This window comes from Paraglaciecola chathamensis S18K6 (assembly GCA_000314955.1).
Classification (GTDB): Bacteria; Pseudomonadota; Gammaproteobacteria; order Enterobacterales; family Alteromonadaceae; genus Paraglaciecola; species Paraglaciecola chathamensis.
The window spans coordinates 72,337-87,143 of record BAEM01000007.1; the positions used below are offsets into that span (position 1 = coordinate 72,337).

Below are 14,807 nucleotides of genomic sequence, written 5' to 3' on the forward strand. Positions count from 1 at the left end.
CCATGAAAAATCATTTTTTTCTCTCGTCTGTTGTTGTCGTTTTCCCTGTTGTAGCCCTGCTTACTGCTTGCGGTGAGGATGCAAGCGATGTGGCATTTAAAGAGCCGCTACCTGACGTGGTGGATTTTAACTATCACGTTAAACCGATTTTGTCTGATACCTGCTATTTGTGTCATGGCCCAGATGTAACCAACGCAAAAGCAGGCTTGAGCTTATCAAACTTTAACAGTGCCACCAGCCACATGACTGATGAAGGTCTTGCCGCCCTAGTCGCGGGCTCTGCGAAAGACAGCGCGGCCTATCGTCGCATCATGTCAGATGATGAGAACGTGGTCATGCCACCACCAGAATCGAACCTGTCGCTTTCAGCTCGAGAAAAAGCCCTGATCGGAAAATGGATAGATCAAGGCGCAAAATACAAAAAACATTGGTCATTTATCGCCCCTGAAAAATCAGCCTTACCGACCCCCAACAATGCAACTTGGGCGGCAACCCCTGTGGACAATTTCATACTCAAAGCCATTGAAGATAAAGGGCTAACGGCCAACCCACGTGCCGAAAAAGAAACCTTGATACGCCGTGTTACCTTCGATCTCACTGGCCTGCCCCCCACGTTAGAGGAGATAGATGCTTTTCTTGCTGACACCAGCCCAGATGCCTATCAAAAGGTCGTTGAACGTCTGTTAGCCAGCTCTGCTTTTGGTGAGCGCTTGGCAACACAGTGGTTGGATGTAGCGCGTTACGCCGATACCCATGGATACAGCACCGACTTCTACCGCGATATGTCTCCTTATCGGGACTGGGTCATTCAAGCATTCAACCAAAACATGCCATTTGATGAATTTGTCACTTGGCAGCTCGCAGGCGATCTTATGCCTAACCCAACAAAAGAACAGGTGTTGGCGACTGCCTTCAATCGTATTCATGCGCAAAATGGTGAAGGAGGGATTGTCGCCGAAGAATTCAGAGTGGAATACGTCAAAGATCGGGTGCAAACTGTAGGGACAGGACTACTCGGTTTGACCATGCATTGTGCTCAATGTCACGACCACAAATACGACCCCATCTCAGCCAAGGAATACTACGCCACCACTGCATTTTTTAACAATATCGAGGAGTCAGGGCAGATTTCCTACGATGCCAACGATATGCCGGTGCCCACATTACTGCTACCTACTGATACACAAGAGGCGCAACTCAAACGCATCACAGCAAAAATGAATGCGCTGACCCAACAAATGGATTCTCGCTACACAGCTGATAACAACGAATTCAAACAATGGGTGAACAGTCATCTACCTAGCGCCCCCCGTGACACTAACCAGAACTTAGTGGCGTATTTCCCGTTGCAAGCGTCAGACAGTAACCAGCGCATCGCAAACCAGGTCAACAAAGATGCGCCGGGCAAAGTTATCTTTGGCTCTGACCCGAAAAAGAAAGTCGGCGATGCTATGGTTCACATTAACAAACAGGGACGTGAAGCAATTCGCTTAAATGGCGACGACCCTCTTTACTTTCCACAGGTAAACGGCTTTGAGCGCGCTAAACGCTTTAGCATAAGTTTAGATACCCAAATACCTGACACATTAGAAGAAGGCGTGTTATTTCACTACAACAAAGCCGGTATTCTTTATAACTTTAAAGGTTTTGATGTTTCTGTTGAGGACGGACGTTGGCAGGTGCGCTTTGCCCATACCTATCCATTCAATGCCATTACGCTAACCTCAGCAGAAAAAATTAAACGCAACCAATGGCAAAATGTCACTCTGACTTATGACGGCTCTTCAAAAGCCGCAGGGGTGCATTTTTATATCGACGGACAGCCGTTAGAAATGCGTGTTGAGAAAGACAACTTATACAAAGACTTCAAACACACACGAGAAGGCGTGCTTAAGGAAATGGGCTTGAAAATTGGTGCAAGGTGGCGCAGCCGAGGCACACCTGACACCCTAGTCGATAACGTAAGAGTGTATGACACTGATTTAACCATGGTGGAAGTTGCTAAGGTATTTGGTACTCCAAGCAGCACACCTGAGTTTGCTCAACAAGATTTATTAGCCCTATACAATCACCGATACAACAGTGCATTTCAGCAAGACATTGCTCATCTGACCGAACTAAGGGCCGAGCACAGCAGTTTAGCTGAGCAAATTCAAGAAATAATGGTTATGAAAGAGGCGTCGAATCCTAAACAAGCGTATGTGCTGAATCGAGGAAGTTATGCTGAGCATGGCGAACCAGTGCAACCAGGTGTTCCTGAGACCGTCCTTGAATTTGATGAAAGCTTGCCCAAAAACCGCTTAGGCTTAGCGAAGTGGCTTACCGATGCTAACAATCCTCTTGTGTCTCGCGTGGTCGTTAATCGCTATTGGCAGATGATTTATGGCCAAGGCTTGGTCACCACGCCAGAAGACTTTGGCAGTCAAGGCAAACTACCATCACACCCAGAGTTGCTCGACTGGCTTGCGGTAGAATTCATTGAATCTGGGTGGGATGTTAAACGGCTGATCGCCATGATGGTCAATTCATCTACCTATACTCAATCCTCTAAAAGCTCACCTGAATTAAAAGAGCTCGACCCAGAGAATATCCTGTTAGCACGAGGACCAAGCGCACGATTGTCGGCTGAAATGATCCGTGATAATGCATTAGCCAGTAGCGGTCTATTGGTCGAGCAAGTGGGCGGACAAAGCGTACACCCTTATCAACCTGACGGTATTTGGCGTATGAACAACATGGATTACAAACAAGGCTCTGGGCAAGATTTATATCGCCGTTCCATGTATACCATCTATAAGCGCAGTGTTCCGCCGCCAAATATGACAGCATTTGATGCACCGTCGCGTGCCCACAGCGTTGGTGTTAGGCAAGAAACCAGTACGCCACTGCAAGCACTAGCTTTGTTGAATGATCCGCAAATTGTTGAGGCATCTCGAGTCTTAGCCCAAAGCGTATTGACCGATACCGCAAATATCAGCGAACAACTGAAAAAAGTCTACCGCATACTGACAAGCCGTGTGCCAAGCGACGCAGAAGTGACCCTGATGCAAGAAATGTATAGCGATATTGAACACAGTTTTAGCCAGGCACCTGACAAAGCAACTGAGTTTCTGTCTGTGGGCGAAGCACCTACTGATGGTGAGCTCGATGAGATCAAGCTGGCAGCCCTAGGCACAGTAACCAATATGTTAATAAACCACGACGCTAGCGTCATTAAACGTTAGGAGCCGCAAGATGACAAACAGACGAGATTTTCTAAAAGGCACAATGCAAGGATTAGCCGCTGGTGCAATGGCCAGTGCCTTACCAAACTTCGCTCAAGCACGCGACCTGAGTCCTGGCTTAAATGGTATCTTGGGCTCCCCACATACACCGGCTAAAGCGAAACGGGTGATTTACTTATTTCAAAGTGGAGGGCCTTCTCAGCTTGAAACCTTTGACTACAAACCAACCTTAGACAAACGCCACGGCCAGCAACTCCCCGCAGAAGTAAGGGGTGATCAAGTGCTAACTGGCATGAGTGCCCAGCAAAGCTCCCTCCCCCTTGCTCGCTCCGTTTATGATTTCAAGCAATATGGTGAATCAGGCGCTTGGGTGAGCGAGCTGTTACCCCACACGGCCAAAATAGTTGATGACTTATGTATAGTGCGCTCGATGCACACTGATGCAATTAACCACGACCCAGCGATCACCTTTTTACAGACGGGTTTTCCTATTGCTGGGCGGCCCAGTATCGGCGCTTGGTTAAGTTATGCGCTAGGATCTGACAACCCAAATTTACCGCCCTTTATTGTCATGGTATCAACCAATGCCGGGGGCCAACCCCTGTATTCACGCTTATGGGGAAATGGCTTTTTGCCGTCTATCCATCAGGGCGTTCAATTTAGAGGGGGAGCAGACCCCGTGCTTTATTTAAATAATCCCCCAGGGTTAGACGTAAAAAGCCGCTCGAAATTAATGGACAAATTCAAGCAACTACAAGATGCACAATATCAGCAATGGCAAGATGAAGAGATTATGTCCCGTGCGGCCCAGTACGATATGGCTGAGCGTATGCAAAAGTCAGTGCCCGATGCCACGGACTTCAGTGACGAACCTGACTGGGTGTTCGAGATGTATGGTCCTGATTCACGCAAACCAGGCACCTACGCGGCAAACTGCCTACTGGCAAGGCGCTTGGCTGAGCGCAACGTGAAGTTTACTCAGCTTTATCATCAAGGGTGGGATCAACACGACAACCTACCCGGCGGAATTAAAGCGCAATGTGAGAAAACCGATCAGGCATCTGCTGCTCTTGTCACAGATTTAAAGCAACGCGGCTTGCTAGACGACACCTTAGTGGTTTGGGGCGGTGAATTTGGCCGCACAAACTACTCACAGGGTAAGCTGACTGAAACCAACTATGGCCGCGACCATCATCCTGGTTGCTTTACCATGTGGATGGCTGGCGGAGGAATAAAACCTGGGATAGTCGGAGAAACGGACGAGTTTGGCTACAACATAGTCAAAGATCCCGTGCATGTTCACGACTTTCAAGCCACCTTGATGCATTTAATGGGAGTAGAGCATGAAAAGCTCACCTATAAATATCAAGGAAGGCGTTTTCGCCTAACCGATGTGCACGGCAAGGTGATGAAAAATTTACTAATCTAAGCGTTTGATATGCCAGCGCTTAACATAAAAAAGGCCACTTCACGTGGCCTTTATAATATGAATACCAACTCCATTAATGGAATTGGTTAAGCCTGAATCAGAAATTGTAGCGAGCAGAAATACCGAACAAATCTACGTCATCAGCGATAGTGTAAGATGCACCAACCGCGAACTTAGGTGTAACGAAGTAATCTGCACCTAACTCAAACGCTGTATCATCTTCTTCAACGTTAACGTAATGAATAACACCGCGTAGCTCAACAGCCTTTGTTACCATTGAACGTACACCTGCAGACACACCATAACCGTTATCGTCAAAGTCATCTTCAGCAAAGCCAGCGTCAACAGAGACATCTGCGTACTCATAGCTTAGCGCTGCGAAGAAATCTGTATTTGCGGTAACGCCATAATGATAACCGATACCGACTGATGCTTGGTCTAGCTCAACGTCGACACCCATTTCGTCTTCACTTAGCGAAGAATACGAGCCCATCAAGAAGAAATTTTCACCAAACGACTTGAAGCCTCTTAATTCAAACCCTTTAGGTTCAAAGTCACCTGCGTCTTCAATATCAGCTTGAACATAGCCACCTTGAACAAAATCCCATGAAGGTGAAGCTGCGTATGCATTTGCACAAAGCAAACTCATCACTGATGCAAGTAAAGTGCGTTTCATAATACTAATATCCTTTTAATTGAAATGTAAAAGCCTCTACCAGATTAGAGGCTTTCGCTATATGAGGCGTTTACTTAATTTTTTCAAGCCTTTAACACTGTTTAACGAGTGTTTTATTTCACAAATAATCACACAGTTACTTAGGTATCGCGTTTAAGGTGTACCACGCTTTACTTTGAAATGAATCGAGTTCATTAGCGAAGTCTGTGTTGGATAAATCTAGCTCGTAGATCCGCGATGTATGTGTCACGTCAGCTCTTTCATCAAGTCCAAACTGAGCCAATTTAATATGCAACGCTTGGCCATTATCACTCCATGCTAAATGCTTAACGCTTTCCTCTCTCATGCCTCTTTCTTTTGAGCCATAACTGGCGTCTTCAATATAATACCAAGACGATAGCGAGAGCTTGTCAAATGACGGGCGCTGCTCTGGCGGCACAGCTTGGGTAAAGCGCACAACAAAGCCATCTTGGCGAACCGAAATAGAATGCATGGACTGAGGAACCGTTTCGTTATCCCACACTATGCGTTGTAAGCCCGTTAAGTTGCCGCCTTTTGCCCACCAGCCTCTGCCTGTTTGCCCCACCCAAAGACTGTTATCGCGAGGAGAAAAGGTTAAGCGCATTACGCCTGACGCGGTTCCAGCTACGAACGGCAATAAAGCTGCTTGTTCAACACCATCAACCGATTCCGTGTACACGCGAAAAATATTAGATTGCGATTGATCGCCAACAAACATTTGCCCAGCATAAGGACCAAATTTCCCCTCTGTTTCGTCCCAAATTGGGCTGCCGGGTGAATTCATCGCCCGCGCATGCGGTAACAATGCGAGGGCAAGCTCTCGCTTAGCTTTAGTGTTATCAAACGAAATATCTGGATGGCCAATAACCATATTAGGTTTATCCACTAGCCCAGCTGGGTGACCATAATAGGCATTTTCTTTTAGACGAAAGAGCTTTGATGTACCAAAAAAGTCTCCTTGGTTGTCCGTGTAATAAGCATCGCCTTTGCTGTCAACAGCTAAACCAGCTGGGCTACGTAAACCAGATGCCAGCGGTCGAATACGGCCTTTGTTATCAACGTGCATTGCCCAGCCTCGAAAGCCCCCTGATGTGCTCATGCTGCCGTCAGCGGCATACCCACCAGGCAAGCCATGACCAAGATTGAGGGTAAACAGGTATCCTCCGTCTGGTGTTTTGGTGGGCCCATGTAAATACTCATGGTAATTGCTGTTAAAGCGAAATTGGTCGGCGACATTTTCTCTGCGCTCAGCCCAGCCGTCTTTATCAGCATCTATAAGTCGAGTTAGCCCTGGCTTTTCACCGATCACGATTGTGTTATCATCATCTAACACCAAACCAAGTGAGCCAAACACACCTTCTGCAAACTGTTGCCAATGGCCATTGGTGACTTTCCATACGCCAGCGGTGCGAGTGCTCACGTAGGTATCACCTTTTGAGTCAAACGCTATACCTAATGGTTCAAATAAGATGTCTCTGCCGAATGTGTCTTTAGGCACTGAACCGTGCTCTAAGGTATATCCTTTGGGTAACGATAGCTGTTCAGAGCGAGCGCGCGTCCACGTAATAGGCTGGGGCACATTTGCTTGGCTAAACTCCGGGTCATCTTGCATAGCCATGTAATCTGGGGCCTGAGGAACGTTGGCCTTAAACGTCACTTGGGAATATTCGCCTACTGGTATTGTCCACACACCTTGCTCAATTGAACCAACGGAAACCTCGATATCAGTTAATTTACTGTCAGCAAGATTGAGCTTTACCGGTGATAAATTAGTGAAATCGAAACGGCCCATCAATGCCTTGTGTTGACTAATATTCAGTTGCATCGCTACCGTATTATCATTCACTTGATAATGAAAAACCGGTATTTGCCCTGGATACGTGTCTACGCCGATAAATGCTGCGGGCGTTTTTCCTATCTCAGTCAAAAAATCGGTTTCGTGCTTCAGTAAACGCTGCGACAATTTACCTGTGACTTTAGGTGGCTCACGAAACGAAAAATCAACTTTTTGGCCATCGTGTAAAACAGGCTGAAACAGAGCTGATAATACGGAAGGCGTCCAAATTTTAGCTAACTTACCCGGTTCGCTAGGCGCATCTGCGCGGCCTTGCTTCTCATTTTTCATATTTAAGTAACGACCCGACCACACCATTTCAACTGCCAGAGTTCTAGGGTCAAAACTGTAATTCATATGGTTTGGTAGGCCAACATGGTAGGCGCGACCAGACACACTATCACCAATATTGACTCGCATGAGTCTAGGCGTATCGGCAATCAATTCTGCGTTAGGGTCTTCGCTTAATATGTAAGGCTTCTCCGGTTTTTCTTGCCACACAAACTGTTCACCGACATTGCTTCCACTGTTCAAAGATAACAAGTAGGTGTACAAGGCATTCGTTTCATTTTCACTCAAGGCATCGGCGTTAAATGCAGGCATGATAGGCAAGAACTGTTTAGTGCTGCCATTTTGCTCTAAACGCATCGCTAGGTGCTTAGTGGGTGAGCGCAAAGAGTCGACTAAATAGGCTTTCTCTGCTTTAAGTTGAGTGGCGTGATTCTCTGCTGCGTCAAAGACCGTCAGTAATTTAGCCGAGGGGGCAAATACATCAAATAACATCGGTCCTGTTTTAACGGATTGCGCTTTAGGGTTGATTTCATGACACTCTTTACAACCTTTATCCGCGAATACTTTTTTGCCTAGCGCCACTATGTTTATCATGGGCTTACCAGACTTTGGCCCTAAAGGAAGCCGGTCGATATCACTGACTGCTTTTTGAGCCTCAACCTGACTGAAGTCTCGCTCGGTGACCGTTACATTTTTGATCGCTATCTGGCCTGCGCCCCCCATAATAGCAATAGGCCCTTCAGGGGCATCATCTTTGGCTAACGCATAGCGGGCAGGCCCTGTAGCAACGGCTTTGTCTTGCACCTGAATGCCATTTACCTTGACGCTAATAAATTGGGCATACTCAGTTTTAAAACCATTTTCATCAAAACGCGGCGCTTTAAATTCCACCTCTAATGTTTGCCACTCGCCCGGCGCTTTTGCCGCATTTTGACTAGCGGCAACACCATCATAGTTCTTCCATTCTCGCTCTTCGTCATAGCGGGAATCAATTCCCCCCATTAACGAGGGCCACAAGTTTCTGGAACCGTAGATATCGGTAATATTCAAACGATAGCGGCCTAAAAGGTACAAGGCTGAGCGACTTCCTTTCGTTAAATTAAAGTCTAACGTTATGTGCACATCTCGGTAATCTTGTGTGCTGCGTAAATTCGCCCCTTGCTTACTATTGGTTTGCATTTTATGCAGAAAAACGCCATCGCCTTTACTGGCAACGAAACTTGTATCAAGCTCATCCGTTTGCACCTCTGCTACTTCTGTCCAGTGTGCGTTTTCATGAAAAAGCACGTTCCCCACGCGCAACATGGCTGCGCGGTTGTTACTTTGAGTCGCTTGGGTATTCTTGCTGACCGTGTTTTGCGCTGACACTGCATGTGTACCTGCAATCGATAAAAGCGTTAACACAGCACCGAGTAAGACAGGCGGCAGTTTGCTTGCGCTAAGGCGCTTATCTGCCCTAAGACGCGATTTTGGGTACTTCATTTGGGTTCCTCAGTTTATTAGCGCAACCGATACAGACACATGCTATCGCGCGTTAGGATAATTCAGGCGACTCACCGAACCGCCGAATTCGTTGTTTAGTTAAATTCCACATCCAGCATGGCCCATGCGTATCGTCCCGCGTGACGATTCCCGACACTAAACTCTAGATCTTGTTGCAAGGTGTTTTGCAGCCCCACGCGCAAGGTGTATCCCTGAGTCAGAACAACTGCAGCATCAAGCCCTAGATTGGTCCCATTACCAATCTCTATTTGTGCGGTGGGTATACTTGACGCGAATACTCGTCCCTTATAATCCAACGTAGCGTTTAAGGTGATGCCGTTTTGCACAAATTCTTTGCTTAAAGAAAAATGAGCACTGTGTTGCGCTCGCCCTAGCAGCACTTGACCGTCCGCTTTGGCATCAAGGTAGGTGTAATTGGCTGCCCAGCGAAAATCACTGGTACTGATATGACTGGCGAAGCCTAACGTCACGCCTGAAGTGTCACTCTGCGCTCTATTTACCAATTGGGGAGGCGGGCCCGGTTCGAAGTCGACCAGGTTTTCGAAGCTATTATCAAATAAGTTTATCGACCAAAAACCGAGAGAGTCTCTGCGCTCGAACCGCAGTTGACGCGTTTCAGAGCGCTCGCTTTTAAGTGCTTCATTGCCAATCAGAGGGTGACCTAGGGCGTAGAAACTCGGTAATTTAAAGCCCTTTCCCCAGTTCACGCTGATCCGGTGTTGATTGTCCACTTGCCAAGCCACGTCAACAGACGGTGAAAAAACACTGTCTTGCTCAGTATCGTCTACTCGAGCAGCCACAGTGGCACCTAAATCTGTCGTCAGGTTAATTTGGCCTTCCGCAAAATAGGCAAAATAATCCCGCTCTATATTGAAATCTGTAGGCACAGAAAATACGTTAAAATCAAGCTCACCTTGGCTTTTTCCGGTTTCATCAACATAATCTATCCCCATCAACCACCGACTATGTTCGAAGTGGTGCTGAACATGGCCAGACAATCGTACTTGACGTAATTTGTTAGCATTAAACGAGGCCGGCAACCCAGCGGGATCCCGTACTCCTGGGGCAACACTGGATGAGTCAACGTCATGTTGTTTATCGATATAAATGCCCTGCAACCAAATTTGTGTATCGTCGAACGTATTTTGATAGTTGCCTGCAACACTCACATTGTCATGTTCGCTTTTTTCAAGCGCGGTGGTTTCAGCGTACTGCTCCCCTCCGCTATCAGGGGCGTAACCTTGACTATCGCCGTTACTGGCGAGCAAGGTTAATGTCAACTCTCCTGATGACAGGTCAGGCGACGCGACAATCAGTGCAGTGTTTGTTTTTAACTCACTTTGCGGATACATTTCAGGCGCGCGTTCAGACGCAAGCTTTATTGACAGCCTTTCAAATTGCGCCTGTGCGCCCAGCATAAAGCCGCTTCGTGAATCTGCCCCCAGTCGTATTTTGTGGGGCGCTTGCCCCTCAAATTCTGTTGCATCAGGCAATGCGACAAAATTGACTGCTCCTGCTAGCCCTTGAGAGCCGTACAAAGAAGACTGCGCGCCTTGAACGACATCGATTCGGTCGACCAAAAAGGGGTTAAGCAAGGATATATTCGCCGCACCGCCTCTAGAATTGGTGCCATCATTCAGGGGAATACCATTGAGCATTACCAGGGTGTAATTTGAATCAGCGCCTTGCAAAAAAAGTTCGTTCACACTGCCAGGACCAGCATTCGGGTTCACCTGCAACCCTGGGATTTGATTAAGTTGTGCAGGCAAATTGATACTTGCTTTGGTAGCAAACTGAGACAGCTGTGAATGGTTATTTATGGCCAATCTAGTGCCCAATATATTCATACGTTCGACCTGCTGTGAAGCGTCTTGTGAGGCCAAACTACAAGCAGAAATACTATATGCACTAATAAACATTAGACGACTAATGGCTGGTATCTTAATCATGATACAGAAGACTTCCCTATTTTATGAACTGGCGACATACAACACGGATCAATTCGATTCGTTGTGAGTCAGCTCGTCAGAATTGCGTGATGGTTTGTAATACTGTGATTGAAAGCTGAAGCGCTTAATTTGATTTCCACCTGACATCCAAGTTTTGCCCGCTGGAATAACATATTCATGGTACAAGCCCCATTCAAGACCAGCCGTTGGGTGCGCATTTTTATCAAGGGACTCAACCAGACCCATCGCACTGGGAACAGTTGGAAGGTAAGCCATGATTTCAAAATTAATACCATCCGGTGCAAATTGTATGGTTTGCTTTTCCGGTCCGTCATGGGAAGAAACAATGGCGATACCATCTTGGTACTGCCACACACAAAGCTCATGACCACTGTGAGTAATAGGATTAAAGTCAGACTTGATATACGGTCCTTGAGGATTATCAGCAATCGCCACGCCCCAGCGAATTTCTCGGCCCCCTGCCGTTTTGCGCTCTCCCATACGTTCGCCTTTGTAATACAGGTAAAACTTGTTGCGATAAAAAAGTAACGTGGGGTCATGCACTTTATGACTGTCAAAATCACCTTGAGATTTGACTAAAAAGTGGTTGTCTTGTGTCCCTGCCCACTCCCCAGTATCTGATGCGGTGAGTATAGGCGCATCCAGTTTACGCCAAGGCCCCTCAGGTGAAGAGGAGTATGCCATGGCTACGGTATTTTTGGTGCGGTTTAGATACGGGGCTTTAATCGCTTGATACACAAGGTAATAAGTCCCTTTGTGAGCCAGTATTTCTGGGGTAAACACAGAACGATCATCAAACTGCCCTGCTTGGCCTGGCGCGACTGCTCGGCCCTTTTCTTGCCAGTGGTAACCATCTTTTGACGTGGCATACCAAATCTCAGCGTGATCCCATGGAAACACTTTAGCGTCAGGGTCTCCCGTACCGAAGCCCTTTGTCTCACCTGTTGTGCGGGTATACCAAGTATAAAATACCCCGTTTATTTTGAGTACCTTAGAGGGATCGCGCCTACTTACGTCTTCATCAAAGGCGAAGTCACCAAACAGGTTTTCATGTCGAAACTCACCGAACCACTCTTCATTCTTATGGTAATTTCGGGCTAAAGCACGTTTAGAAGCTGCGCTCATTTTTTCAGGATCGCTGATTGCTAAGTAGTCATAGTCTGCTTGTGAATATGCGTGACTAGGCGCGGCAAGTGATGATGGGTCTGAACGTTTCGATGGTGAGATTGATGCACTGTTACAAGCAGTTAAAATGAGGGCGCTCGCCCCTAGTAGTAGGTATTTCATAGCCTAGCCTCTTGCACGATATGATTTGGAAAAGCCTTTATTGGGCGCACTTTAACATCTCTAAAAAACACCTCAGCCCCTTCAGATTGCAACTGCAACTGCCCCGAAGTTAATGGTTGGCCTTGCGCATTTATCGAGTCAGTAACCACCATAACTACCTTGTCATTCACCACAAAAATCGCGGTATCTGCCAACGCATACAGCTCAACAGTATTCCACTGGCCATGTTGGTAATCAGGCTCTACATGAGCATGACTGTAGCCCTCTACCGGATTTTTCACTTCGCTGGTAGGGTCATAAAATTGTTGCTCGTTTTGATAACGTGAGCGAATAGTGCCACTCGGGCCCGCAAGAGGAATGTAGTCACCAAAATCACTTTCTTGAATTTGTAGCTCCTGACATGCTTTCCACACTTTCCAGAATGCTCCATGCTCACCTTGGCAATGAAATAGCAGGCCGCTATCGCGTTTGGCCTTAAGCCTGGGAGACCACTTTTTATCGCCCCACTTCACCTGCAGACTCAAGTGATAGTTTTCAAAGTCTGCTTTACTGGTTAACCCGCCATATATCTCACCACTTACATGCAGCACAGGTTGTTGGTTTTGCACGGTGACCGAAAACACACTTTTCACATCGGCATTTAGCCCCATTGCATCGCTTGGATCCCCGTTCACGTTTAAGTTGTCAGCTTGGTACGTTCCCTCTGGCAAGCCATTTACCGTTGAATGCGGCACCCCCATCCATGCATCCCATTGGGACAACTCACTATCTAACAAATAGCGCCATTGGTTATCAGATGCCTGCGCAGGCTCATCTTGTGTTTGGTTACACCCAGCTAGAAATAGCAATGTACTTAGCGCACCAAGAGCACAAAGCAAGCTCCTTATACGCGCTGAAAAACCTGAATTATTCATTTGAAAACTACCTTTCTTTAGGCACAGCATGTGCCAATACCCACTACTTAAAGCTGACCCAATCGATGTTGAACAAGTAACCCTGCTTGGCCCCCGTAAATACAAATGACAGATTGTTGACCCCAGTAAGCTTGGTGTTAAGTGGTGCTTCAAATGTTTGCCACTTACCCCAGCCACCCGTATTGCTAACGGGCACCAGAGCAATAATTTCGCCTTTGGGGCCGCCTAAACGGACTTCTACCGTGCCCCCTTGTGTTTGCGAAGCCGCTTGAACAATAACTTTTTGTGCTTGGCCCTGCTCAAAATCGACGCGGTCGTAATTTAACCAAGCGCCATTCTCGACCCAGTCCACTTGCCAATTTGCAGGTAGCTCATTGCCAGTGACTTTCGACACCTTGACGCCTTTGTCAGACAACATACTGTATCTGTCTATCTGTAGTTTCGCCGATGCTGGCGGGGTACCAATCCCACGTTCGGTGGGAGTGACCATCTGAATTTGCCCACGGTTATCAAAAAACAATTTGTCGGCACGCATTGAGCGCAAATGTTGGTTTTGACTTATCTGATGATGGTGATAAAACACGTACCACTGATCTTCGTACTCGACGACAGAATGGTGATTGGTCCAAATACCGTCACGCCAGCGCTGCATAAACATGCCTTGATATTCAAAGGGTCCCAATGGACTGTCACCGACGGCATAAGCCAATTCTTCAGAACCGCTAGGGGAATGGGGAAAGGTAAAGTAATAAAGGTCGTTGCGCTTAAATAAGAATGGCCCTTCTTTATATTTAGACGGCAGCCCCTTGATTTCCTGAGGCTCACTTGCCAGTTCAACCATGTTTGGCTGTAGTTTAGCTACATACAGTTTCTCCCCGCCACCGAAATACAAATAAGCTTGGCCATCGTCATCAATAAACACATTGGGGTCGATTCCGCTAACACCTTTTATATAGTCTTTGTTCACCGTAAACGGACCAGCAGGTGACTTTGAGGTTGCTACACCTATACGTCTAAACCCGCTTTCATCTAAAGGGATATCAGGGAAATAAAAATAGTATGTGCCATTTTTTTCAATAGCATCTGGTGCCCACATACCAAAGCCATCTTTTTTGCCCCAGGGCACGTCAGTTTGGTCAACAATCGTCCCGTGATCTTGCCAGTCATGAAGGTTACTAGAAGAAAATACATTGTAGCTGGGCATACAAAAACCATTGTTGCCAAATCCTTCTTCACAGACCACATCTGTTGAAGGGTAAATGTAGACCTTATCTTCAAATATCCTGGCCGTAGGGTCTGCAGTGAACATATGAGTAACAAGAGGGTTATCCGCTAGTACCGAGCTAGAAAGACAACATAGGCCTAGAAGCTGAAATTTTAAACGCGCTGTGAACATGATCTTTTACCACATCTGTATATGTATATTTGAATATACATTTTCATATATACACTTTCAACATAGTTTTTACATTTGCACACAGCACTACTTATACTTTAGTAGTGTAAAAACCACTATTTTGGCCAAAAAAACACACCTTTAAGTACCGAGAGACATAACAAATCGATTTAATATAACGAGTTAGCAAACAGAAATTTTCTGCTAAACGAGCCTGAATTAAGGGTTTTGTTAGGCATTAACGTTATCGATGTGAGTACCT

General features: G+C 46.6%; 8 protein-coding genes. 2 read left to right on the forward strand and 6 right to left on the reverse strand.

The genetic code is table 11. The features are described from left to right. The first annotated feature begins 2 nt into the window (after nucleotides 1–2). Complete coding sequence (locus tag GCHA_RS02200) at nucleotides 3–3,224, forward strand: DUF1553 domain-containing protein (protein WP_318248907.1); 3,222 nt, start codon at nucleotides 3–5, stop codon at nucleotides 3,222–3,224. A 10-nt stretch (nucleotides 3,225–3,234) separates the two neighbouring features. Next, complete coding sequence (locus GCHA_RS02205) at nucleotides 3,235–4,653, forward strand: DUF1501 domain-containing protein (RefSeq protein WP_007984563.1); 1,419 nt, start codon at nucleotides 3,235–3,237, stop codon at nucleotides 4,651–4,653. Nucleotides 4,654–4,750: 97 nt separating this feature from the next. Here the strand turns inward: GCHA_RS02205 and GCHA_RS02210 are convergent, their stop codons facing one another. The 6 genes from GCHA_RS02210 to GCHA_RS02235 all read right to left on the reverse strand — a co-directional run bounded on the left by GCHA_RS02210 (nucleotide 4,751) and on the right by GCHA_RS02235 (nucleotide 14,545). Further along, the gene (locus tag GCHA_RS02210) at nucleotides 4,751–5,329 is read right to left on the reverse strand and encodes an outer membrane beta-barrel protein (RefSeq protein WP_007984565.1); all 579 of its coding nucleotides are present in this window, start codon (nucleotides 5,327–5,329) and stop codon (nucleotides 4,751–4,753) included. 136 nt (nucleotides 5,330–5,465) lie between these two features. After that, nucleotides 5,466–8,957 (reverse strand): 3-keto-alpha-glucoside-1,2-lyase-like domain-containing protein, encoded by a 3,492-nt coding sequence (locus GCHA_RS02215; protein ID WP_007984567.1) that lies wholly within the window; start codon nucleotides 8,955–8,957, stop codon nucleotides 5,466–5,468. Between the two features lie 95 nt (nucleotides 8,958–9,052). Continuing rightward, entirely contained in the window at nucleotides 9,053–10,927 is a 1,875-nt protein-coding gene (locus GCHA_RS02220; protein WP_007984568.1) for a TonB-dependent receptor plug domain-containing protein, read from the reverse strand. A 48-nt stretch (nucleotides 10,928–10,975) separates the two neighbouring features. Then, a complete protein-coding gene (locus GCHA_RS02225) occupies nucleotides 10,976–12,235 on the reverse strand; it encodes a glycoside hydrolase family 117 protein (protein WP_007984570.1) in 1,260 nt (419 codons plus the stop codon). Continuing rightward, nucleotides 12,232–13,149, reverse strand: coding sequence for a 3-keto-disaccharide hydrolase (locus GCHA_RS02230; protein WP_083881813.1), 918 nt, complete (start codon nucleotides 13,147–13,149; stop codon nucleotides 12,232–12,234). Before GCHA_RS02230 ends, GCHA_RS02225 begins: the two co-directional genes overlap by 4 nt. A gap of 43 nt (nucleotides 13,150–13,192) precedes the next feature. Next, nucleotides 13,193–14,545: a family 43 glycosylhydrolase gene (locus tag GCHA_RS02235; protein WP_083881814.1), complete on the reverse strand. Its 1,353-nt coding sequence runs from the start codon at nucleotides 14,543–14,545 to the stop codon at nucleotides 13,193–13,195. Between the last annotated feature and the right edge of the window lie 262 nt (nucleotides 14,546–14,807).